Below are 24,392 nucleotides of genomic sequence, written 5' to 3'. Positions count from 1 at the left end.
CCATCAAGGGTGCAAATATAAAGAAAATGAATTAGATTTGTGGCATAAATCTTAACTCTGAAAATAATATGGAACGTTTATTACATTATGTTTGGAAATACAGACTGTATCCGACAACTCCGCTTTTTACCACTGACGGTTATTCAGTATCCGTAATCGATCCGGGAATACCTAACACCGATGCCGGTCCGGACTTCTTCAATGCAAAGGTTAAAATAGATAATACATTATGGGTTGGAGGTATTGAAATCCATACAAAAGCTTCCGATTGGCTACTTCATCGCCATGATAAAGACAAAGCCTATGATGGCGTTATACTTCATATAGTGGAGGTTTCCGACTGCATAGTCTTTCGGACAAACGGGGAGCTTATTCCGCAAATGCAACTGGCAGTGCCGGAGTCGGTTATACAGAATATCGACTGGTTGTTATATCGTGATGTGTCTTTGCCTTGTGCTGGCTATATTCCTCAGATAGAATCTTTTCATATAACTTCCTGGCTGGGCGCCCTGCTGAGTGAACGACTGGAACGGAAAACGGCCGATGTATTTCGTTTGCTGGATCAGTATGATAATGACTGGAACGAAGTCTTTTATATTACTTTAACCCGTAATTTCGGCTTTGGAGTGAATAACGATATTTTCGAGCGTCTGGCCAAAAGCCTGCCGTTCCGGTATATCCAAAAGCAGCGTAGCAGCCATTCGCAGATCGAAGCGTTATTGTTCGGGCAGGCCGGTATGCTGGAAGAGCCGGGTGATTGTCATTATTACCGGTTGCTTCAGCGGGAATACCGGTTTCTGCGGCATAAGTTCGGATTGACACCTTTGGACAGTTCGCAGTTTAAAACCCTTCGTACTCGTCCGGTCAATTTCCCGTATCTGAAACTGGCTCAATTGGCTTCCATTTGGGTACAATACGATACGCTGTTCTCTGTGATCCTGGATGCCGGAAATGTTGGGCGGATCAAGCAGTGTTTCCGGGTTTGTCCTTCCGGTTACTGGGAGACGCATTACCATTTCCGAAGCGTTTCGGCGAAGAAGGATAAACCGGTAGGAGAGAATTCTTTATGTATCCTGTTGATAAATACAGTCGTTCCGGTGATGTTTGCTTACGGAGTGAGAAACAAATGCCCGGAATATTGCGAACGTGCCATTCGTATCCTCGAAACTCTTCCGCCGGAAAAGAATACAGTTGTAGCCGGATTCGCTTCGGCAGGAATCAAAGTCTGCCATGCCGGCGACAGCCAGGCACTTATCCAATTGAAGCGGGAATATTGCGAAAAAAAGAAATGTTTGTATTGCCGGATCGGGTTTCGTTATCTGAAACATTAAACAAATGAAAATACACGAACTTTCTGATTAATAATGATGTTTTTGGGCTTGTATAATGAGATTAATTTGCTATATTCGCCACAAGTCATTCAAGTTGTGGCGTATAGCTTTGTTTAATCTTATAAATGTCACGTTATGAAACAGATTGCTCTTTATCTTATCTGCATTTTTTGCCTGATGAGTTGTGACGATACCATAGAAATTCCCGGAAGATTGATGGAAATCAATTTGGAAAAGCATGATATGACTGTGGCTTCCCCAAGCAATAGTGTTACTGTCGGTGTGGGGGCCGATAAAATAACCTGGTATGTGTTGCGGAGCCAGGCGAAGATCAATGGCGAAAACTCGATATTAAATAATACCACTTATAAATATTCAGATGAATGGATGAAAGATGTTGTCCGTTATAGAGATACTTTGGAAGGAGACTGGTTTAAAATTCTAAAAAATAAAGAAGGTAACCTTCAGATCGATATTGCCAAAAATGAATTCCCTTATGAGCGGACGCTTACCATTGATGTCGGGGGCTTTTTGAGCCTAACAGAGAATCTGGTTATTACACAAAAAGCGTCTGGCGATAAATAAAGTAATAGTTACGTTTTACCGTTCATAGCTGTTAAGTATTCTTATTAAGCGTAATATCACGATTAGTCACGGGATTTTTCCCTATTTTTGCCATCTGATTAAAAAGCAATTGAATGGGAAATAGATATATAAAAGATTTACTGCTGGCTGCTTGTGGGATATTTCTGTTGGTCACGATGTATTCGTGTGCAAATATGGCATCTCCGAATGGAGGCCCTTACGACGAGACCCCGCCTAAATATGTCAGCAGCCTTCCTGTGCCGAACCAAACGAATTATAAGGGAAAACGGATCGAGATCCTGTTCGATGAGTTGGTGCAGCTGGATAAACCCTCAGAGAATGTGATCATCACGCCTCCGCAGATGCAACTGCCGGTGATTCGTGCCGCGGGAAAAAAGGTGATTGTCGAACTGAAAGATACGCTGAAAGAGAATACGACTTATACGGTCGACTTTACAAACTCGATCTCCGACAATAATGAGAAGAATGTATTCGAGAACTTCTCTTTTGCTTTCTCGACGGGAGATAAGATCGATACCCTGGAAGTGTCGGGTATTCTTTTGAATGCCGAGAATCTGGAACCGATGCCCGGTATCACAATTGGTCTGCACCGCAACCTGGAAGATTCAGCTTTCGTGAAACTGCCGTTCGACCGTACTTCCCGTACGAATGATAAGGGACAGTTTACGATCCGTAATATTTCACCCGGTAGTTACCGTATATTCGCTCTGAATGATGTGAACCGTGACTATAAGTTCGATCAGCCCGGCGAAGAAATAGCTTTCAACGATTCGATCATTATCCCTTCCTTCGAACTGACCAGCCGTCAGGATACGCTTTGGAAGGATAGCCTGACAATCGATACGATTAAGACGGTAGCTTATACCCGTTATTTCCCGGATGATATCGAATTGCGTCTGTTTAAAGAGGATTTTGTTCGCCAGTATCTGTTAAAACCGGAACGTCAGCAGGAAAATCTGCTGGTAGTACGTTTTAACTCTCCGCTGGATACGGTGCCGCTTCCCCGTCCGCTTAATTTTACTCCGGAGAATCCCGATTGGTATTTTATGCAGGAGACGGAAGGTGGAGCGACTGTTAATTACTGGTTGACCGATCCGCAAGTCTGGCAGCAGGATACATTGAAAGTCGAATTATCTTATCCGAAGAGCGACTCGCTGAATATATTACGTCCGCAAACCGATACGCTCCAGTTTGTGATGCGCCGTCGTCCGGAAAAGAAGAAAAAGAAGAATGATGACGAACCCGAACCGATCGTGTTCCTGGGTATGCAGGTCGATGCGCCGACGTCGATGGATCTGTTCGATACGATATCCGTTACTTTCAGTGAGCCGGTTCTCGATTTGCAGAAAGAACTGTTCTATCTGGATCAGAAGGTCGACACGGTATGGACTCCGGTCGAGTTCCAATTGTTCCCGGACTCGACGAATAGTTTGAATTACTTTATCCGTCGTCCGTGGAAATACGGGGAGGAATATCGTCTGGAAATAGATTCGGCTACGATCTTTAGTATTTACGATAAATGGAACGAACCTTTCTCCGGTGAATTTAAGATCAAGAAAGAAGATGAATACGGGCATCTATACATTAACATAGAAGGTGTCGACACGACGGCTTATGTCGAACTATTGAACAGTAGTGACGCTCCCATACGTAAATCGAAGGTGAAGGACGGTGGTGCTCTTTTTATGGACCTGAAGCCGGATAAATATTATGCCCGCCTAGTAGTCGACCTTAACGGGAACGGTAAGTGGGATACCGGTAATTATGCAGAAAAGCGTCAGCCGGAAGAGGTGTACTATTCTCCCAAGAGATATGAAGTGATGCAGAATTGGAGGGTGACGGAAACATGGAATGTGAAAGAGACTCCGTGGGCTAAACAGAAACCGCTCGAGATTACAAAGAATAAGCCTAAAGAGGCAACCAAGAAGAAAAGAAATTATAAAGATGAAACACAACAGAAATCTTCTTCGAGCAGCAATAGCGGCCGTAGCAGTATGCCGTTCTAAGGTGGTAGGCTTGTTGGTGGTCTCCTTATTGCTGTTACTTCCGGGAATAGTCGACGCACAGGTGATTCCGGTAAAAGAACGGTTCAAAGCCGGAGAAGAGGTACAATATGAGTTGTATTTCAAATGGGGGCTATTGATGCCCCGTGCCGGACAGGCTACTTTGTCGGTGCACGATGCCCGCTATGAAGGGAAGAAGGCTTATCATTATAACCTGCTGTTCCGTACATCGGGCATGTTTGAAAAGGTGTTTCCGATGCGTGATACGATCGATTGTTATTTCTCTCCCGAAATGGTGTTGCTCAGGAGTGAGAAGCGTGTGAATGAGAATGATTATTACCTGATAGATGATCTAAAGTTTTCATACGATAACGGACGGACATCTGTCCATTCCCACCGTTATACACCCAGCCGGACCAAGATCGATACGATGCTCGTCTCCGAACAGTATATGTTTGATATGTTGGGAGCTACCATGTATCTTCGTTCGCTGGATTGGGAAAAGATGAAGCAGGGGGACGAATTCCCCTTTCATGTGGCGATCGGGCGCGACCGTATTAATATCAGTTTCCGGTATACCGGGCAAGCGATTGTAGAACGTAATGAAACATTGAAGTATCGTACCCGCCATTTCTTTATAGATATTTATGATGATGCATTTACCCAAAGTAAAGCGGCTGCCGAGCTCTGGATTGGTGATGACGAAAATCATATCCCTGTGAAGATACGTGCCAAGCTGAAAATCGGGGCTGCAGAGGTCTATTATAAATCATCTAAGGGGTTGCGCTATCCACTTACTTCACGTGTGGAAATTCCCAGGCGTTAGGGGCAGGGAAATCGTGAACAGTGTTTCGAAATAGGGGCGGGAACTTACCTGCAATTCGCCGCCATGCATCCGGATGATTTGCCGTGAGAGGCTCAGACCGATACCTGTTCCTGTATCTTTGGTTGTGAAGAAGGGAACAAAAATATCTTCCAATATGTCGTGCGGAATGCCCGGGCCGTTGTCTTTCACTTCAATATAAGCCGTTGTACGGAGTTGCTTTACGCTCAATGATATCTTGCTGTTCTCTTGTCCTTCCAGGGCTTGCATGGCATTTTTCAACAGATTGATAAGCACCTGTGAGAGTAGTTCTTCGTCGGCGTTTATTTCTATTTCCTCCCGGAAAAGCTCTACCTGAAATTGTATCTGCAGGCGCTGAAGGTCTGAATGGAACAGCATTTCGATATTTCTTATCAGGCGCGACAGCGAGAAGGGTTTGGGCTTGGGTGCCTGCAGCCGGGCCAGTTGGCGGTATGAATCAGTGAAGTTCATCAGACTCTGTCCCTGGCTTTTGATCGTGTCAAGTCCGCGGATGGTCTTGCGGATGGTTGTGTCGCTGATCTCGTCGTTGTTTTTGACGTTCCCTTTCGTTTGGAAATAGGAGAGAAGCGTACCGGAAAGGGATACGATCGGGGCGATCGAGTTCATAATCTCGTGTGTCAGTACGTGCATCAGTTTGTCGTATGACTCGTATTCTTTCCGATAGAGCTCGCGGTCGAATTCCCGTTGTTTACTTTCCGTCATCAGGCGGTGTATCCGGTTGAAGGCGGCATGGAGGCGGCGTTGCTCTTCGCTACCGGTGTTCTCCGGAAAATAAAGCATCGACTCGTTGTCTTCGATAGCATCCAGAAAGAGTTGTATCCTACGGTTGGAAGCATTGAGATAATAGACGAGCAACCCGGCCAGCCATGCGGCGATGAGTACTGCTACACACCCCAGGATGATTGCTTTTCCACTCACGATGCCTGCAACGCCTGTTCCGGCGACAAGGATAATGAGTGCAACCTGCAGGATAATACGTATGTAAATGCGTAGGCTGAACATGCGTTTTAGAGGTTGAAGCGTTTCAATTTGTTGTAGAGGGTTTGCCGGCTTACTCCCAATTGCTCGGCAGCGGCTGTCAGGTTGCCGTCGTTCTGGGTGATGGCTGTTTCGATGGCCTTGCGTTCTACTTCGCCAAGGTTGGGCACTTCAGAGAAAGATACGGCTTTCCCGGGACGGATAAACAGGTCGCCGGCACGGATTGTGTTCTTTTCAGCCAGGATGACGGCCTTTTCGATCGTGTGTTGTAATTCGCGGATGTTACCCGGCCAGTCGTATGCTTCTAGTTTGGCGGCTGCCTGCGGCTGCAAGGTCAGTCCGGCTCGTTTATAGAGCGCAATATATTTCTTCAGGAAATAATCGATAAAAAGAGGAATGTCTTCCCGGCGGTTGCGGAGGGGAGGAATTTCTATTTGTATCGTGTTGATGCGGTAGAACAGGTCTTCGCGGAATGAAGATTGTTCTACCATTTCCGGCAGATTCCGGTTGGTGGCTGCTATCAGGCGTATATCGACAGGTATTTTCCGGTTACTTCCCAGGCGGGTGATCTCCCTGTTCTGGAGGACTGCCAAAAGTTTAGCCTGTAAACCGACCGGCAGGTTACCTATTTCGTCCAGAAATAGAGTACTGCCGTTGGCAGCTTCAAACTTCCCCGGACGACTTTCCCTGGCATCGGTAAAGGCCCCCTTCTCATGTCCGAACAACTCGCTTTCAAACAGGGATTCGCTAACAGCACCCATATCTACGTTGATCATTTCCCGACGGCTGCGAAGAGACAGGCGATGTATTTCGCGGGCCAGCATTTCTTTCCCTGTTCCGTTTTCGCCGGTGATCAGTACGTTTGCATCCGTTTTGGCTACTTTGGTCACTACTTTGATCAGTTTCATCATGATAGGGGAATGACCGATGATCATAGCCGGTTCAGACGGACGAGAGGTACGGGGCGGCTGTGGGGTCGCCTGTAATGCGGTACGTATTTTATCCAGCAATACATCGTTGTCCCACGGTTTGAGTATAAAGTCCGTTGCGCCGCTTTTAAGAGCTTTTACTGCTAGCTCCACGTCTCCGTAAGCAGTTAGCATCATAACAGGCAGACCGGGTACGATCTCCTGTATGCGGCGAAGCCAGAACAGGCCTTCGTTACCGGTATTGACACCCGCAGAGAAATTCATGTCGAGGATAACGAGATCGACAGGCATAGTATCGAGTACTGAAAGTATCCTGTTGGGGTTCGATGCGGTTTCAACCCGTTCAAATTCGTCTTCCAGCAATAATTCGAGCGACGTCAGTACACTTTTATTATCATCTACTATAAGAACTGTTCCTGCTTGCATACGATCTATTTTTTCGTAAAGGTATCCGCTTCCGGAATACTTTGCAAGCGAGCGTCAAAATATTTGACACTTATTTGTTCAGATCTTCCAGTAGCTTTATTCCTGCACGAAATTTCACAGATTTACGAGGTGCTATCATAACAGCTTCTCCGGTTTTGGGATTTCTGGCCGGACGAGCGGTTTGTTGCCAGGGGTGGAATGTTCCGAAACCGATCATTGTGACAGGCTCGTCTTGTCGCAATGCATTGGTAGATGCTTTAAGTATTGATTGCAATACTGCTCTCACGTCTTTTTTCTTTAATCCTGTGTCTTCTGTTACATATTGGATCAATTCGTTTTTATTCATATTCCAGTCTTTTTTTAAATGTCTATTTTACTAATAAACTTCCATCCTTTCTACGGTAGAAGCAGAGTGTAATTTTGGTATGTAAAGAACCTAAAATTGAACGTATTATACGGAGTACACTATCTTTGCTATTGGATAATGTATCCTCCTGTGTATCTCAGGAGGCTTTTGGAGTATGTCCTATCAATTTAAATGAGTTCGTTCAGAACTCTAGTACCCTTGTTGATTATTAAGCTACGTCTGGCTTCAATCTGTTTGGAACTCTGGCGGTTTGCCCCTTATCGTATGTATTCTCTTTTGAATACTTTTGTGAAGATATACCAATACGGTACCCTTCTGAGAACTAAATGATGTTTATTTAAACGTTTTATTTTATTCTATTCTTTGATAACTCTGATGTTAGATTGTTTTTAATTGCCAATATTTATTACCTTTACCGCCGTAAATAACCAAGTTCTGAACGAACTATGTCTTTTCTTATGTGTTTCTAACAGACCGTAAAAATATTTGACAATCGGGCGTCAAATATTTTTACACTTGAAAATCTTTTTCTTTTTATATCCATTGAGAATCTGTTTGTTATAAATGTGGTACGCCTTTTGCCTACTTCATTTACATGATGAAAACACAAATAACAACAAAATATGGATTAAGGCTTGCCTGTCTGTTGCTTGCAGGTTGTCTGTCGGAAATACATGCACAGACTGCCTGGTCAGTCGATTCCTGTATGCAATATGCCATAGAGAGGAATGTAAGCCTGAAAAACAGCAGGCTCGACACTCGTATTGCCCGTGAAGATTTTGCAGCAGCCATTGGCGACTTTCTGCCTTCAGTGAGTACGACGGGCGTTTTAGGAAAACGTTTGGGACGTTCCGTCGATCCTAAGACAAATATGTACACCTCTTCCTCTTTTCTTGAAAGCACGATGGGACTGGATATCTCTTTGCCGGTATTCGATGGTTTCACCCGTGTGAACCGTGCACAGTTTACCCGCCTGAACCAGCAGATCAGCGGCCTGACGGAGAAAGTGGAAGAAAACCGGATCGCCTTTGAAGTGATGGATGCCTATTATCTCCTTCTTTTTGAAAAGAAGATGTATGAACTGGCCTCCGAACAGCGTAAACTGAGTGAACGATATCATGAGCAGATGCAGGAGTTTGTAGAATTGGGTCTACGTGCCCCTTCCGATTTGCAAGAAGTGAAAGCCCGGTTGCAGTCTGATATTTATCAGGAAACGGTGAAAGGGAATAGCTGTCGTTTATCGTTACTGGCTCTTAAAGAGTTGTTGCAGATGAGAGGAACGGACACGCTGACGATCAGTGGGGATGAAATTACTGCCCGGGAAATACCCCTTATACAGGATTTTTCGGCAGAAGATGTTTATATGCAATCGGAGGAGGCTTTGCCCCAGTTCCGTATTATGGATTTACGGGAAAAGGCATCCCGTAAATCGTTGGCAATTGCTTCGGGGGCTTTTTCTCCTTCCATCCGGGCCGAGTTCAGCCTTTATTCCGGCTATTATGATACGGAGAGGGATGCGGAAGGGCATATCACCTCTTTCGGCGATCAGATGAAGAATAATCTGAATAAATATATTGGAGTCCGTGTTTCTATTCCGATATTCAGCGGACTGTCGCGCCTCACTTCGGTACGGAAAGAACGTTTCCGTCTTCGTAAAATAAGGAACGATAACGATCAGCAACGTATCTCCTTATATAAGGAAATAGAAGATGCCTGCCTGTCTTTACAAGCTGCTGCACAGGAACACTGGCAGGCAGAACTGCAACTTCGCACCGCCACTACTACCTTAAAGGAGAATGAGGAACGATGGGAGGAAGGCCTGATCTCCGTATTCGAACTGATGGAAAAGCGAAATCTTTATATCCTGGCAAAAGCAGAGCTGATGCGGACACAATTACAATATGACCTGAAAGACCGGATGGTGCGGTTCTATCAGTCAGGATCATTTTTAGGAATAAAATAAACACGATAATATACTATGAACAACAACATGGATACCCCGGTCGAACGGAAATCCCGTTTGAAGAAGAAACATATTTACGCAATGACAGGAGGAATATTCCTGGTTCTCTGTATTCTCTATTTTATCTTTCGCGATACCTCTTCCTCCATGAAAGTGGATAAGGAGCGGTTGACCATCTCTTCCGTCACTTCAGGAGAATTTAATGACTATATCCGCGTAATCGGGCAGGTGATTCCTGATCGTATCATTTATCTGGATGCTATCGAGGGAGGGCGCGTGGAAGAGCGCCTGATTGAAGAGGGTGCACAGGTAAAAGCCGGGGATGTAATTCTCCGACTGAGTAATCCGTTATTGAATATCGGTATCCTGCAAAGCGAAGCCGACCTGGCCTATCAGGAAAACGAACTTCGTAATACACGCCTGAGTATGGAACAGGAACATCTTCGTCTGAAACAGGATCGAATCGGTCTTAGTAAGGAATTGGTCCAGAAGGAACGCCGCTATAAGCAGTACGAGCGTCTTTACAACAAACAACTGCTGGCCCGTGAAGATTATCTGCAGGCGAAAGAGGATTATGATGCAGCACGTGACCAACTGGATGTAGTAGACCAGCGCATCAAACAGGACGACCTGTTCCGTAGTAGCCAGCTGGAGAGTCTGGATGAGAATATCCGTAATATGAAACGCAGTCTGGCATTGGTACGTGAACGTTTGGAAAACTTGAAAGTGAAAGCTCCGGTGAGCGGTCAGTTAGGAAACCTGGAAGCCCAGATCGGACAGTCTATCGCTCAGGGAGAACGGATCGGTCAGGTTATTACTCCGGAACTGAAAGTGGAAGCCAAGATAGATGAACATTATGTGGAGCGTGTCATGCCGGGCCTGCCTGCCAGTTTTGAACGCGAAGGAAAACTGTTCAATATGGAAGTGACTAAAGTATATCCGGAAGTGCGCGAAGGCCAGTTCCGTACAGACCTGCATTTTACTGCAGACCGTCCCGAGAATATACGTGCCGGACAGACCTATCACCTCAATTTGCAACTGGGTGATCCGGTACAGGCTATCCTGGTTCCCCGTGGTAGTTTTTACCAGGCAAGCGGTGGCCAGTATGTGTATGTGGTGGATGAAGATGAAACGACTGCCCGTCGCCGTCCGGTGAAGATCGGTCGTCAGAACCCGCAGTATTATGAGGTAACCGAAGGGTTGAAGCCTGGTGAGAAGGTAATTATCTCCGGCTATGAATTGTTCGGTGAGAATGAACGTTTGATAATTAAATAATATATTTGCGTATGATCAGAACAGAGAATCTGTCTATGCTCTTCACAACTGAAGATGTACAGACCAAAGCATTGAATGCAGTCAGCCTCGAGATAAAGCAAGGCGAATTTGTAGCTATCATGGGACCTTCGGGTTGTGGTAAATCCACTTTGCTGAATATCCTGGGAACATTAGACTCGCCCACTTCCGGTAAATATTACTTTAATGATAAGGAGATCGATAAGATGGGCGAAAGCCAGCTTACATCTTTCCGCAAGGGGAATATCGGCTTTGTCTTCCAGAATTTCAATCTGATAGACGAGCTGAGCGTTTTCGAGAATGTCGAACTGCCGCTTGTCTATCTGAATGGAAAGAAGAGCGAACGTAAAAAGAAAGTGATGGAAGTATTAGAACGTATGAATATCGCCCATCGTGCCGGTCATTTTCCGCAGCAGTTGTCGGGTGGTCAGCAGCAGCGTGTGGCCATTGCCCGTGCTGTGGTGACCGACTGTCCGTTGATTCTGGCGGATGAGCCGACCGGTAACCTGGACTCGACTAACGGTGTCGAAGTGATGGAGTTGCTACGTGAACTGAACAATCAGGGAACAACAATAGTGATCGTGACACACTCGCAACGTGATGCGACGTATGCGCACCGCGTAATTCACCTGCTCGACGGACGGATCGTATCCGAATAATAAACAATAAAAAATATTATGATTATATCAAACTATTGGAACAGCGCGTTACGTAGCCTGACGAAGAAGAAAGGCTTCAGCGCAATCAACATACTTGGCTTGGCAATCGGCATGGCTGCCGCTATGCTGATCCTGACCTATGTAGCTTTCGAGTACAGCTACGACGACATGCACAGCCGCGCCGACCGTATCTTCCGTGTCGAGGCCCGTTTCTATGAGAACGGCGAACTGACCGACAACTGGGCCAGCAGTTCCGCCGGCTATGCCACTGCCATGAAACGTAATCTGGCTGCTGTGGAAGATTATACCCGTGTCGGTAGCCAGTATTATCCGGAGCAGATCGTCAAATATAATGAACTCCTGTATCGCGAAACAGGTATCGGCTATGCTGAAAAGAACTACTTCGACTTCTTTGACTTCGAGCTGCTGAAGGGAGACAAAAACACCTGTCTGGCCGGACCGAACAAGGTCGTGATCACCGAACGCATCGCCCGCAAATACTTCAAGGGAGCCGATCCGATCGGAAAGATCCTGATCTTCCGCAGTAATATAGGTGAAGAGGCTTGTGAAGTAACCGGTGTAATGAAAGATATGCCGATAAACTCGCATGTGCGTTACAGCATGATGATCTCGTACGAAACACTTCCGAAATGGATGGACGAATACTGGTATCGTCACGAAGTCTATTCATACGTTTTACTGAAATCGGCTGACCTGAAGAAGCAGGTGGAAGATGCCTTTCCTGCTATGGCGGAGAAATATAAAACGGAGGAAGCCTTGAAGAATAAAACGTGGGCAATCGAATTGACTAACCTCCGCGATATCCATTTGACACCTCAAAAAGCGTATGAACCGGAGACAAAAGGCAATAGCTCGTCTATGCTGGTACTGATCTGTACAGCACTGGCTATCCTGTGTATCGCCTGGATCAATTACATCAATATGACGGTCGCCCGTTCGATGGAACGTGCGAAAGAGATTGGCATACGCCGCGCTTCGGGAGCCGGACGCCGGCAGATTGTGGCGCAATTCCTTTTTGAGTCATTAGTGACGAACGGGATTGCCTTTATCCTGGCTATCGGACTGATGGAGGCACTGATGCCTGCATTCAACAACCTTACCGGACGCGACCTGGGCTTCTCTGTCTGGATCACGACCTCGTTGGGATGGATGTTGCTGCTTATCTTTGCCCTCGGAGTGTTTCTCTCCGGTTTTTATCCGGCTACTATCCTCTCCGGTATCAAGCCGATCCGGATGTTGAAAGGGAAGTTTGCCCATACGAAGAATGCAACGGTCACACGTAAGGTACTGGTGGTGCTGCAATATACGGCTTCGCTGGCTTTGCTTTGCGGAACGCTGATTGTATATGCGCAGCTGCAATTTATGCGCGACGCTTCGCTGGGCGTTCGTGTGGATCAGACACTGGTGTTGAAGTTTCCGGCCCACTGTGAAGAGTTGTCTACAAAGCTGGAAGCAATGAAAAGAGAGTTGAAGTCTCTGCCTTCCGTAAAGAATGTGACAGTCTCCGGAGCTGTTCCCGGAACGGAGGTTGCCGACTTCCTGTCTATCGTTCGTCTGAGCGATGCGACGAAGCAGACCCGCCTGCTGGAAATGCTTAGCTGTGATATGTACTATCTGGATGCGTACGATCTGGAGTTTGTAGCTGGCCGTGGTTTTGCCGAAGATTTCGGTGGGGATGTTTATAATATCGTCATGAATGAAGCTGCCGTTCGTACGTTGGGCTTTGCGTCAGCCGATGCTGCGATCGGGGAACGCCTCTCCGTGGAGACTGTCGATCAGCCGATGCAGATTATCGGTGTGGTGAAAGACTATCATCAGCAATCCCTGAATAAAGATTACACTCCTATCTTGTTTGCCTTGCACGATAAGTTGAGCTGGATGAAGCAACGTTATATCTCTGTGGTAATGGAAAACGGTAATCCCCATGAATTGGTGAAACAGGCGGAGTCTGTCTGGAACCGTTATTTCCCTGATTCCAGTTACGATTACTTCTTCCTCGATCAGTTCTTCGACCAGCAATACCGCCAGGATGAAGTGTTCGGTCTGATCGTCGCGCTCTTTGCCGTACTGGCTATCTTTATCTCCTGCATGGGACTTTGGGTATTGGTGATGTTCTCGTGCTCGACCCGTGTCCGTGAAATGGGTATCCGCAAAGTGCTGGGTGCATCGAAAAAACAGTTGTTCTATGAATTAGGACGTGAATTCTTTATCCTGATCGGCATTGCGATAGTCATCGCCCTTCCGTTGGCGTGGTGGGTAATGGATGGCTGGCTAAGTCATTTCACTTTCCGTACCGACTGGAAAGCCTGGTTCTTCCTGGTTCCGGTAATTTTGTTGTGTGTGATTTCCTTGTTGACCATCGGCTGGCAGACTGCTAAAACAATCCTTAGCAAACCAGCACGGTCGTTGCGGTATGAATAATTCTCGAAGAAAAAGTCCCGGTTGCACGCCGGGACTTTTTGTATCTATATAAGAAGTTCTTTTTTTACTCTATCGGTGCAAATGGCAACTCCGTGTCCTTCCGGTATCCGGAGCCGCTGAAAGTAGCGATCAGGTCGCCTGCCTCGTTCGTAATGTTTACTTCGCAGTTTGCCAGTCGTTTATGGCTGAACACTTCGCGTGCTTCGGCATAAAGGAAGCCTTTGCTTTCTGCCTTGAAGAAGTTGATATTGGATGTGATGGACAACGTCAGACGTGCATGGCTGTTGGTGGCTGCAGCAAAGGCCAGATCGGCCAGCGTAAAAATGGCTCCACCCTGGCAGACGCCGCCTCCGTTCAGATGCATCGGCTTTATCTCCATACGGGCTTTGGCATAACCATTGCCCGTTTCTAATAATTCAACTCCGGCTAATAAGGCGAACTTGTCGCCCTGAAGAAATTCGTTAATTGTCATAATCAGCTTATTTGCTTAACTTCCATTCGGCACCGTCCTTGGTGTCCTTTATTTCGAATCCCATGGCGGTCAGCTCGTTGCGTATTTTGTCGGAAGTAGCCCAGTCCTTGTTTGCTTTCGCCTGTTGGCGGATCGTAAGCAATAAGTCTACCGCCTTGCCGAATGTCTCATAACTATCGCCTCCAGCAGAAGCCGCTTCGTCTTTCAGACCTAAAATTTCGAACAGGAATGTGTGGAACACCTCCTGTAGCTCTTTCAGGTCGTCGGCCGAAATAGTTTCCTTACCGTCCTTCACCGAGTTGATAGCACGGGCGGCATCAAACAGGTGGGAGATAACGATCGGAGAGTTCAGGTCGTCATTCAGTGCATCGTAGCATTTCTTACGAAGGTCTTTTACATCTACTGTTGAAGTCTCCGAAGCGGTCAGTTTTTGTAAATGATTATAAGCATCCATCAAACGGCTCAATCCCTTTTCAGCAGCTTGCAGTGCTTCGTTGCTGAAGTCTACCGTGCTGCGATAGTGGGCCTGCAGGATAAAGAAACGGATCGTCATGGCCGAATAAGCCTGGCTGAGCGTCTTGTGATCGCCTGAGAAGAATTCATCCAGCGTGATGAAGTTGCCCAACGATTTACCCATCTTCTGGCCGTTGATAGTGATCATATTATTATGCATCCAGTAGTGAACCATATCGTCACCCTGTGAAGCGACAGCTTGCGCGATTTCGCATTCGTGATGCGGGAAGATCAGGTCCATACCACCTCCATGGATATCGAAATGCTCTCCGAGGTATTTCTTACCCATAGCTGTACATTCGCAATGCCATCCCGGGAAACCATTACTCCACGGAGAAGGCCAGCGCATGATATGCTCCGGTTGTGCACATTTCCAAAGAGCGAAATCGATCGGGTTACGTTTTTCCTCCTGTCCGTCCAATGTACGGGTCGTATTCAGCATATCCTCAATGTTACGACCGGAAAGAACACCGTAGTTATGATCTTTATTATATTTCTCGACATCGAAATAAACCGAACCTTCGCTTTCGTAAGCATATCCGTTGTCGAGGATCTTTTTGACCAGCTCGATCTGTTCGATGATATGACCGGAAGCATGCGGTTCGATGCTGGGAGGAAGCACGTTGAGAGCTTCCATCGCCTTGTGGTAACGGTTTACATAAAACTGTACCACCTCCATCGGTTCCAACTGCTCCAGGCGGGCCTTTTTCGCTACTTTGTCTTCGCCGTCATCGGCATCATGTTCCAGGTGACCGACATCGGTTATGTTGCGTACATAGCGTACTTTATATCCTATATGAGTAAGATAACGGAACAACAGGTCGAATGTGATGGCCGGACGGGCATGTCCCAGATGCGCATCTCCGTAAACCGTCGGTCCACAGACATACATGCCTACGTGGGGTTCATGCAACGGAATAAACTGTTCCTTCTTTCTTGTGAGCGTGTTGTAAATACTTAATGGATGTTCCATATCTGTTTTATACTTTAATGGTTGCTTTGCCTTCACCTATATTTTCGTAATATCCGGGAAGACAGACCGCAAAGATAATGTCTTTGTCTATTTTGAGCAATCTTCGCAGCAACCTTTTAACACGTAGTTGATACTTTCCAGGGTGAAATTACGTGGTAGCTGTACGGTTGGGACGGGAATATTCCGCAGACAGAAGGTCCTGTGACATTTCTGGCAATAAAAGTGCGCATGCAGTTCTTCTATCGAACAATTACAATCTTCGCCACATACCGAGTATTTCAACGAGCCTGATCCGTCGTTGATGCAATGGATCAGGTGGTGATCGAGAAAAAGATTGATAGTCCTCGACACGGTCGATTTATCTACCGTATCCAGATAATTCTCCAGGTCGAGCAGGCTAAAGGCTCGCTCAAACTCCATCATTGCTTTGAGTACAAGCAGGCGGATAGCCGTCGGTTTGATCTTTCTTTTGTTCAATATGTCTAAATAAGCATCCATATCAATCCTGTTTATTAGTCCTTAAAATTCTTACGGCATTAAGAATGGCCAATAGAGCGACACCGACATCTGCAAAAACGGCCTCCCACATGGTTGCTACACCTCCGGCTCCCAGGATCAATACAATCAGTTTGACGCCGAATGCCAACGCAATGTTCTGCCATACGATATTACGTGTGAACTTACCGATACGGATCGCCGTAGCCACTTTGCCGGGCTGGTCGGTTTGTATCACTACGTCCGCCGTCTCTATCGCCGCATCGCTTCCCAATCCACCCATCGCAATGCCTATGTCGCTTAGGGCGAGCACCGGAGCATCGTTGATACCGTCGCCCACAAAGGCTATCCGGTTCTCCGGATTCCGTTTCAGTTCTTCCAGGTGAGCGACTTTGCCTTCCGGCAGAAGGTCGCCATACGCCCGGGATATTCCCAAACGGGAAGCTAATTTAGAAACAATTATTTGTTTATCTCCGGATAAAATCTCCAGGTTATTAATATTTAATTCTTTTAATTGTTTGATGGCTTCCACTGCATCCTCTTTGGGTGTGTCAGCAAGCAGGATATAACCGGAATATTGCCGGTCGATCGCACAGACAACCACGGTATCCGAATTTTGTTTCATGCTGGTGAAACAGTTGTTTCTCCTAGGTGAAACACTTGTTTCACTAGGATGAAACAAAATTCCTTCCAAGTCCAGCAGACGCGGGTTACCTACTAATATCTCTTTCCCGTCGACTACTGCTTTTAATCCGTAACCCGCCAGTTCGGTCGTATCGATAGTTGTGTCGATTTCCACCTGTTGTTCCCGGGCGTATGCCACGATTGCTTTGGCGATAGGATGGTTGCTCCGGCTTTCGACGGAAGCAATGATACGAAGCAGTTCTTTTTCAGGAATGTTATTTGCCGTGGACAGGTTTCGTACTTCAAAGACTCCTTTGGTGAGCGTACCTGTCTTATCGAATACCACCGTGTTAATTTTGGTGATGGCATCCAGGTAATTACCTCCTTTAAAGAGGATGCCTTGTCGCGAAGCCGCCCCGATCCCTCCGAAGTATCCCAGCGGAATACTGATCACCAGGGCGCAAGGACAGGAGATAACCAGGAATACCAATGCCCGGTACAGCCAGTCGTTGAAGATAAACAGAAAATCCGGTTGTATCAAAGAATAGATGAAAGGGATCAGTACGATCAGGAGAGCAAGCCCGGTTACGATCGGAGTATAGATACGTGCAAACTTGCGGATGAACAGTTCCGCCGGAGCTTTTCGTTCTGCTGCATTCTGTACCAGTTCGAGAATACGGGCCAGTGCACTTTGGTTATAAGGTTTTGTCACTTCTATCCGAATCACTTTGTCGGTCACGATCATACCTGCCAGAACCTCTTCATCCCGGTGGATATCACGCGGCATACTTTCTCCGGTAAGGGCGGCTGTATTGAATGCGGCAATCTCACTTAGCAGCTTTCCGTCAAGAGGAACTCTTTCTCCCACTTTCACTTCAATAATTTCTCCGGGAAGAACTTCTGTAGGAGCGAAGGTAATCTGTTTGTTATTGCGGATGACTGTTGCCGTTTCAGGTCTTACATCGAGCAGGGCACTGATATTCTTGCGAGCTTTAGCTACGGCATTATCTTGGAAGATCTCACCTATGGAGTAAAATAACATAACGGCAACCCCTTCCGGATATTCGCCGATATAGAAAGCTCCGAGGGTGGCAATACACATAAGTGTGAATTCACTGAAAATATCTTTTTCCCGTATACTCTCTATCGCCTCTTTCATGACGGGTAGTCCGACCGGCAGATAAGCCAATAGGTACCAGATGAATCTTACCAACTCTTTCCTGAACATTTCCGCTTCGGTTTGCTGCATATAGATCCCGGCTATTAGCATGACGAAAGAAATAGCCGGAAGCAGGTAGGGGGAAATGTGATGCTTCTCCTGAGAATGAGCGTGGCAATTACAACTACAAGAATGTCCCATATCTTTACCTGTTTTATTCGTTTACTGATACAAAGGTAGACAGAAAGGAGTGCAACCAGGTTGCAAAGAATTTGTATATTTGTCCGGTTAATAACTAGATAATAAATAATATGAAAAACTCAATTGCTGTTTTTAGTACTTTACTTTGTTTTGTGCTGTTGTGTTCCTGTGCACAAACAAAGAATCCGTACGATTTATCGAATTTCGGTCTTGTTCCTGATACTAAGGAGAATGCTTCCCCGCTTATGGCAAAAGCATTGGAACAGATCGCCGTTTCCCACACATCGGATGATACGATCCGGATCGTTTTACCCAAAGGACGTTATGATTTCTATCCGGAAGGAGCTGCACAAAAGGAATATTTTATCTCCAACCACGATCAGGATAATCCGAAGCTGGTAGGACTTCCTTTCGAGAACATGAAGAATATTGTCTTCGACGGACAAGGCTCAGAATTGATATTCCATGGCCGTATGTTGCCTGTTTCGCTGGTAAATTCGGAAAACTGTACACTGAAGAACTTCAGTATCGACTTCGAAAACCCGCATATCAGCCAGCTGAAAGTGCTGGAAAACGATACGGTGGCCGGAGCGATTACTTACGAAGTGGCTCCCTGGGTTCAGTATGAAATACGCGACAGTGCATTTGTTGCTAAGGGTGAAGGCTGGGAACACTCCCCCCGGTGGGGGATTGCCTTTGAAGGCGATACCAAACGTCTGGTTTATACCACCAGTGATATCAGTGTAGGAGCTCTGGGTGTAACAGAGTTGTCTCCCCGTGTGATCAAGTCTACTAAATGGAAAAATAAGAAATTGATCCCCGGAACAGTCGTTGCTATGCGTGGTTACGGTCGTCCTACACCGGGCATTTTTGTTTCTTATGATACGAATACGACGCTGGATAATATCCAGGTGCACTATGCGGAAGGCATGGGCCTGTTGGCTCAGATGAGTGAAAATATTACGTTGAATAAATTCTCCGTATGTCTTCGTGGCGACAGTGATCCGCGTTACTTCACCACTCAGGCAGATGCTACCCACTTCTCCGGTTGTAAAGGAAAGATCATTTCTGTTGGTGGTCTGTACGAGGGGATGATGGATGATGCGATCAACGTACATGGAACTTATTTAAAAATTCAGAAACGTGTGGACGACAAAACGCTGGTCGGCGAGTATATGCATTCTCAAAGTTATGGCTTTGAATGGGGCTTCCCGGGTGATGCCGTACAGTTTATCGATTCCAAGACAATGGAAATTATCGGTAACCAGAATAAAGTGGCCTCTATTAAAGCAATCGATAAACCGAGTGCACATGGAGCAAAACAGTTTGAGATCGTTTTTGAAGAAAGTATCGATCCTGCAATCAGCGAAGCAGGAACATTTGGTATCGAGAACCTGGAATGGACACCTGAAGTGTACTTCGCCGACAACGTGATCCGTAATAACCGTGCCCGCGGCTCCCTGTTCAGTACTCCGAAAAAGACAGTTGTTGAAAACAATGTATTCGATCATACTTCCGGTACGGCAATCCTATTGTGTGGCGATTGTAACGGTTGGTTTGAAACTGGTGCCTGCCACGATGTATTGATCCGTAACAACAAGTTCATCAACTCATTGACCAATATGTTCCAGTTTACGAACGCTGTTATCTCGATCTATCCCGAAATACCTGACCTGAAAGATCAGAAGAAGTATTTCCATAGTGATATCGTGATCGAGAATAATGAATTTGAAACATTCGATGCTCCGATCCTGTATGCCAAGTCGGTAGACGGACTGATCTTCCGGAATAATACGATCAAGCAGAACAACCAGTATCCGGCTTTCCATTGGAACAAACATCGTTTCTTCTTCCAGCGTGTAATCAACTCTGAAATCAAAGATAATCAGTTTGACGGTGGATTTGATGAGAAACGGGATGTCTTGATTGAGAATTAATTTTCTCTTTTATTTATATAGAATTGTCAGACCTTTTCAAAGTCGAGTGTTTTGGGAAGGTCTGATTTTGCTTCACACGCTATTGTAAACCGAAATGTGCTTCCTTTTCCTAATTCAGATTCAACAGACATTTCTCCTCCCAGCTTGTTGACAATCATCTGACAGATAGATAAACCGAGTCCGGTTCCGGGTACGAACTTATCGAATTTAGCGAAACGTTCGAAAACATGTTTCAGATTTTCCTTGTCTATTCCTTTACCCGTGTCGGAAACATAAAAAGATAATCCGTCAGGAATTACTTCATAACCGATGGTGATTGAACCTTCCGATGTAAATTTGGCTGCATTGTTCAGTAAATTGGTAATTACCTGTATCAACCTGTTCTTTTCGGAGTGGATCATATATTTTTTGTAAGGTAGATTACATATAAGCTTTACCTCTGAAGATAAATGTGAATCATATACCTGCTTCAGATCCGTAATTATCTCCGTAATATCGAAGTCGCTGTAGTTGAAGGTCATTTTCCCCGCATCGATTTTAGAAATATCGAGTATATCATTGATAATCTGTAATAATAAATCATTATTTTCTTCAATGATCCGGATAAACTCTTCTTTGTCCTCATGATCGTCTGTTTGTGCAAGAAGCTGGGAAAAACCGACAATAGCGTTAAGAGGCGTCCGGATTTCATGACTCATATTGGCAAGAAAGGCCATTTTCATCCGATTACCTTCTTCCACTTTTTCGATATGTGTGATATCGATCAGAAGTCCCGTTACATTTTTAAGACTACCGTCTGGGTTATAATCTAATGGAACGGAAAATGTGTTCATCCATCGATATTCTGTATCTCCGTCCAGCATGATCCGTAAGTGCAGGTTGCTATATCCTTTGCATTCGCGCGCCCGCTTTTCCTGTTCTCGCTGCAAGATAAGTCGATCGTCAGGATGAACTGTGAAAATAAATGATCTACGGATGAAATTACCGGGATTAATCGAATCTGGATATAAGCGGGTATACTCCTGTGTTTTGATATCCAAGTCCCATTGAATAATATTGGCGGCTTGAATAGCCAGTTCGCACCGTTGTATATAATTGCGGAATCTTTGTTCGCGTTCTACCTCTTCCGTTATATCTTCGCGAGTTCCGATCAGTTTATGGACATTACCCTCTTTATCATATTTGGATACTTTGGCTATCAGCCTGACCCACCGGTATAGGCCATCAAGTCCTTTTACCCGGAATTGAATATTCATCAGGTCGGAACGTTTATTCAGGATTTCATCATATGCCTTTAAATACATCTCCTGATGTTCAGGGGCGACTGTCTTATAAATATCTTTTAGCGTTGTATTACTATCGAAAAATAAAGACTCTCTGCCAGAAGTACAGATATCTGTTTTATAGTCATACTCCCAGATAATCATGTTAGTGATTTGTAGGAGTAAATCGCGCTGTTGGCGATTCTCGATAAGTTCCTGAATTTTATTTTTTTGATCGGTAATATCTTTTTGAGTTCCGATCAGACTGCTTATTTTACCGTCTTCTCCACGGACACCCATCGAGTAGATTTCGTACCACCGGATTTTCCCTTCAGGTGTTAGTAACCGAAATTGTTCGATACTTTGTTCGTGTTTTTCATTCACGATGTCAGTGACCAGTTTGACATGTCGTTCTCTGTCTTCGGGAATAAGTTGTTTGGTAACATCCCATAGTTTCATACCCGGTTGTGGAACTGTCTGATCGTCAGCCAGGTCGAAAGAATCGCTATCAGGAAGATAAGACCAAACTGACAAATTACCGGCTTTTAAAGCCATTGTCAGTTTGTTCTTCTCATTGATGATCTCCTGTTGAGCTTCCACCCGTTTGGTCATATTCCGGAATATACCGAAGGTATGATCTTCAAAAGGAGTTATATATCCTTCTGCATAGCCTGTATGCCCGTCATTTTCAACCTCATAATGGATTGTATTGGGTTTACGTGTCTTCATTGTATCCAGGAATGCGCTCAGTAGCTTATTCCCGGAATTACCTTTTAAATTCTTATAACGGAATAACTCATGTATAGTTTGCCCTTGTTGTTGCTGTGGAGTGAGGGACAAAGATATTTCAGGCTGATAATTGAGTAAATCTTCAATTATCCCCTCTTTATTAACTATTAAAACCGTATCAGGAAGAAGCTCCAAGAACTGTTTCATTCCTGACAATGCACTTTCACTTTGTTTCATATCCTTCAATTTTCAAGGGATTGTCTGCCACAAAGTTAGCGAATATAATCAGGAGTTAATATAGATTGGATTTAATAAATCAATCGTTCAAGGAGCTTTTATATCCCATATAATAAATATTAGTTGAAATGGGATCTTTTTTACTGTTTCTTCACTAATTTGAGACTATAATTCAGCTCCGATTCGGCTTTCGTAAAGTCATCTCCCAGAAGCGTTAGCGTAGAATCATTTTCGCAAAGGAAGTTCATCACTTCATCCCCATTGTCTGAGATCAGTTGCCATACAGTTGCATTATCGTCACCTGGTATTCCTTTTAGAGTAAGACGTTTGCCGTCGGTTACGAATGTGGCATCTTTACCGTCTTCGGCTTCCAGATATGTTTGTGAAAGGGAGAAAGTGCCGTCTCCACTATGTTCTTTGCTACGGATAGTCAGGTCGTAACGGATACCCGGACAATCGGCACAGGGAAGCAAACCTTCGTAAGTAAGAGTTTGCATGGCTCCTAACGAACTGTCTGTTTCCGTTTTATTCTGGCGGTAGATTTCTGTTCCGCGTTGGCTGATAGTCCATACGCCATCGATGGAACGTACATTTTTTGTGTCATCGTCTTCCACATTCCAGGCGTAGCCTCCGGCAGGCAGTGAACGGCGGTCGAGTACTTCGCTCGGTTCTCCGCTTGAAAAGAACAGTTCGGCTTTTAATGAGTCCGGGCTGAATACGAGGTAAGCAGACGATTTACCGTCGATTGCTTCCAAACGTGTACCTGACTCGAAAAGACGGATACAGTTTTGCTGTACTTCCGACCATGTATAACCTGCTGAACCAATACATCCGTGTTCATCTTTATCGTTGCCGACCAATTCAGCAGTAACCTGTTCTTCCTGGGGTTCTTGTTGAGTTTTCTTTTGTCCGCAGGCGGAAAGTAGTCCTGCACATAAAATAAAGGCAGCCAGCATGGGCCTGTTGTTTGCTCTTTTCATCGGAATGAATGTCTTTAATTTGTTTATAAACGGAGATCAATACGATCTATAATGAAACAAAGGTAAGTTATTTTTTGTTTCTTTGTGGTTTGAATAAAAAAGATTAAGCCTGTAAGGAATGAGAATATCCATACTTATCGTTGCCCTTCTGATGATTATCCGTTTGTCGCCTGTGGAGGCACAGAACGAGGCGGTATCCGATAGCCTGCCGCAGAAGATGTCGGTTATCGAGTACAAATTCAACCCCGAGCATCTGATCCTTCCTGCGTCTCTGATCACTGTCGGAGTGGTGGGGACAGCCATCGACGGAATGAACGATTTTCACCTTTTCTCCCGGAAAAGCGATGTGAAGAAAATCCGGGTCGACGATTATCTGGAATGGGGAATGCTGGGCTGGGTTTTCGTTTGTGATTTGATGGGAAAGGAGAAGCATAATTGGGTAGATCAGCTTTTCCTGGTAACGATGGCTGAAGGTATGAATGCAGTGATGACCCGTGCCCTGAAGTATTCGGTAAATGAAACTCGTCCTGACGGAGGACCCTATTCGTTTCCTTCCGGCCATACGGCCAATGCATTCCTGGGGGCTCACATGGCTTATAAAGAGTTTAAAGATAGTAGTCCGGTACTGGCTTATTCGGGATATGCAATCGCTTTGTTTGTCGCCGGCTCACGGTTATATAATAACCGCCATTGGGTAGCCGATGTCGTGGCAGGAGCCGGTTTTGGTATTCTTTCCGTCGAATTATCCTATCTGGCTTATTTTCCCCTCCGTAACGCTATTGCCCGCAAAATAAATCGTAAGTCCGCAAAGAATATAGTGATTGCCCCGACCTTCAACGAGCAGGGGGGAGGAGTTTATTTTTCTTATTCGTTTTAGAAGCTATAATATTCAACGGTAAGCTGAATTATCCCATTTGATTCATGCTGATTAATCAAATAGTTTTGTTT

General features: G+C 45.4%; 19 protein-coding genes. 10 read left to right on the top strand and 9 right to left on the bottom strand.

Annotated features, from left to right (window positions below; translation table 11 throughout):
* Positions 1–68: 68 nt before the first annotated feature.
* From QZ076_RS00695 to QZ076_RS00680, 4 genes are all read left to right on the top strand, one after another.
* The gene (locus tag QZ076_RS00695) at positions 69–1,331 is read left to right on the top strand and encodes a DUF2851 family protein (protein WP_293709375.1); all 1,263 of its coding nucleotides are present in this window, start codon (positions 69–71) and stop codon (positions 1,329–1,331) included.
* Positions 1,332–1,466: 135 nt separating this feature from the next.
* A complete protein-coding gene (locus QZ076_RS00690; RefSeq protein WP_293709373.1) occupies positions 1,467–1,916 on the top strand; it encodes a hypothetical protein in 450 nt (149 codons plus the stop codon).
* A 113-nt stretch (positions 1,917–2,029) separates the two neighbouring features.
* The gene (locus QZ076_RS00685) at positions 2,030–3,943 is read left to right on the top strand and encodes an Ig-like domain-containing protein (RefSeq protein ID WP_293709371.1); all 1,914 of its coding nucleotides are present in this window, start codon (positions 2,030–2,032) and stop codon (positions 3,941–3,943) included.
* Positions 3,882–4,766, top strand: coding sequence for a DUF3108 domain-containing protein (locus QZ076_RS00680; RefSeq protein WP_293709369.1), 885 nt, complete (start codon positions 3,882–3,884; stop codon positions 4,764–4,766). Before QZ076_RS00685 ends, QZ076_RS00680 begins: the two co-directional genes overlap by 62 nt.
* Here the strand turns inward: QZ076_RS00680 and QZ076_RS00675 are convergent.
* The 3 genes from QZ076_RS00675 to QZ076_RS00665 form a co-directional block, all read right to left on the bottom strand.
* On the bottom strand, positions 4,740–5,807 hold the full coding sequence (locus tag QZ076_RS00675; RefSeq protein ID WP_293709367.1) for an ATP-binding protein: 1,068 nt from the start codon (positions 5,805–5,807) through the stop codon (positions 4,740–4,742). The genes QZ076_RS00680 and QZ076_RS00675 overlap by 27 nt on opposite strands.
* A 5-nt stretch (positions 5,808–5,812) precedes the next feature.
* Positions 5,813–7,138, bottom strand: coding sequence for a sigma-54 dependent transcriptional regulator (locus QZ076_RS00670; protein ID WP_293709365.1), 1,326 nt, complete (start codon positions 7,136–7,138; stop codon positions 5,813–5,815).
* Positions 7,139–7,208: 70 nt separating this feature from the next.
* Complete coding sequence (locus tag QZ076_RS00665) at positions 7,209–7,484, bottom strand: HU family DNA-binding protein (RefSeq protein WP_293709363.1); 276 nt, start codon at positions 7,482–7,484, stop codon at positions 7,209–7,211.
* A gap of 619 nt (positions 7,485–8,103) precedes the next feature.
* Between QZ076_RS00665 and QZ076_RS00660 the strand changes: the two genes are divergently transcribed.
* Genes QZ076_RS00660 through QZ076_RS00645 form a run of 4 tightly spaced genes read left to right on the top strand, consistent with a single transcriptional unit; the run spans position 8,104 to position 13,862 of the window.
* Positions 8,104–9,468, top strand: a complete 1,365-nt coding sequence (locus QZ076_RS00660; RefSeq protein ID WP_293709361.1) for a TolC family protein — start codon at positions 8,104–8,106, stop codon at positions 9,466–9,468.
* 27 nt (positions 9,469–9,495) lie between these two features.
* Positions 9,496–10,743, top strand: a complete 1,248-nt coding sequence (locus tag QZ076_RS00655) for an efflux RND transporter periplasmic adaptor subunit (RefSeq protein WP_293709475.1) — start codon at positions 9,496–9,498, stop codon at positions 10,741–10,743.
* An 11-nt stretch (positions 10,744–10,754) separates the two neighbouring features.
* Positions 10,755–11,420 carry an ABC transporter ATP-binding protein gene (locus tag QZ076_RS00650; RefSeq protein ID WP_293709359.1) on the top strand — a complete coding sequence of 222 codons (666 nt, stop codon included), beginning with the start codon at positions 10,755–10,757 and terminating at the stop codon, positions 11,418–11,420.
* 18 nt (positions 11,421–11,438) lie between these two features.
* Positions 11,439–13,862 carry an ABC transporter permease gene (locus QZ076_RS00645; RefSeq protein WP_293709357.1) on the top strand — a complete coding sequence of 808 codons (2,424 nt, stop codon included), beginning with the start codon at positions 11,439–11,441 and terminating at the stop codon, positions 13,860–13,862.
* A gap of 64 nt (positions 13,863–13,926) precedes the next feature.
* On the opposite strand, the gene QZ076_RS00640 is transcribed toward QZ076_RS00645, so the two are convergent.
* From QZ076_RS00640 to QZ076_RS00625, 4 genes are all read right to left on the bottom strand, one after another.
* Positions 13,927–14,334 (bottom strand): PaaI family thioesterase, encoded by a 408-nt coding sequence (locus QZ076_RS00640; protein ID WP_293709355.1) that lies wholly within the window; start codon positions 14,332–14,334, stop codon positions 13,927–13,929.
* A 7-nt stretch (positions 14,335–14,341) separates the two neighbouring features.
* Positions 14,342–15,820: a cysteine--tRNA ligase gene (gene cysS / locus QZ076_RS00635; RefSeq protein WP_293709353.1), complete on the bottom strand. Its 1,479-nt coding sequence runs from the start codon at positions 15,818–15,820 to the stop codon at positions 14,342–14,344.
* A gap of 87 nt (positions 15,821–15,907) precedes the next feature.
* Positions 15,908–16,324, bottom strand: coding sequence for a transcriptional repressor (locus QZ076_RS00630; protein WP_293709473.1), 417 nt, complete (start codon positions 16,322–16,324; stop codon positions 15,908–15,910).
* Positions 16,320–18,299: a heavy metal translocating P-type ATPase gene (locus QZ076_RS00625; RefSeq protein ID WP_293709351.1), complete on the bottom strand. Its 1,980-nt coding sequence runs from the start codon at positions 18,297–18,299 to the stop codon at positions 16,320–16,322. Before QZ076_RS00625 ends, QZ076_RS00630 begins: the two co-directional genes overlap by 5 nt.
* A 110-nt stretch (positions 18,300–18,409) precedes the next feature.
* Here QZ076_RS00625 and QZ076_RS00620 point away from each other — a divergent pair, with 110 nt between their 5' ends.
* Positions 18,410–20,236 carry a right-handed parallel beta-helix repeat-containing protein gene (locus QZ076_RS00620; RefSeq protein ID WP_293709349.1) on the top strand — a complete coding sequence of 609 codons (1,827 nt, stop codon included), beginning with the start codon at positions 18,410–18,412 and terminating at the stop codon, positions 20,234–20,236.
* 26 nt (positions 20,237–20,262) lie between these two features.
* On the opposite strand, the gene QZ076_RS00615 is transcribed toward QZ076_RS00620, so the two are convergent.
* Both QZ076_RS00615 and QZ076_RS00610 read right to left on the bottom strand, forming a co-directional pair.
* Positions 20,263–22,464, bottom strand: coding sequence for an ATP-binding protein (locus tag QZ076_RS00615; RefSeq protein WP_293709347.1), 2,202 nt, complete (start codon positions 22,462–22,464; stop codon positions 20,263–20,265).
* Between the two features lie 140 nt (positions 22,465–22,604).
* On the bottom strand, positions 22,605–23,444 hold the full coding sequence (locus tag QZ076_RS00610) for a copper resistance protein NlpE (RefSeq protein WP_293709345.1): 840 nt from the start codon (positions 23,442–23,444) through the stop codon (positions 22,605–22,607).
* Between the two features lie 151 nt (positions 23,445–23,595).
* Between QZ076_RS00610 and QZ076_RS00605 the strand changes: the two genes are divergently transcribed.
* Positions 23,596–24,321, top strand: a complete 726-nt coding sequence (locus tag QZ076_RS00605; RefSeq protein WP_293709471.1) for a phosphatase PAP2 family protein — start codon at positions 23,596–23,598, stop codon at positions 24,319–24,321.
* Positions 24,322–24,392 lie beyond the last annotated feature (71 nt).

Origin of the sequence: uncultured Parabacteroides sp., assembly GCF_905196875.1 — a bacterium.
In the GTDB taxonomy this organism is placed as follows: Bacteria; Bacteroidota; Bacteroidia; order Bacteroidales; family Tannerellaceae; genus Parabacteroides.
The sequence above is the reverse complement of the archived record's forward strand: the minus strand, read 5'-3'. Positions and strand labels throughout refer to the sequence as shown.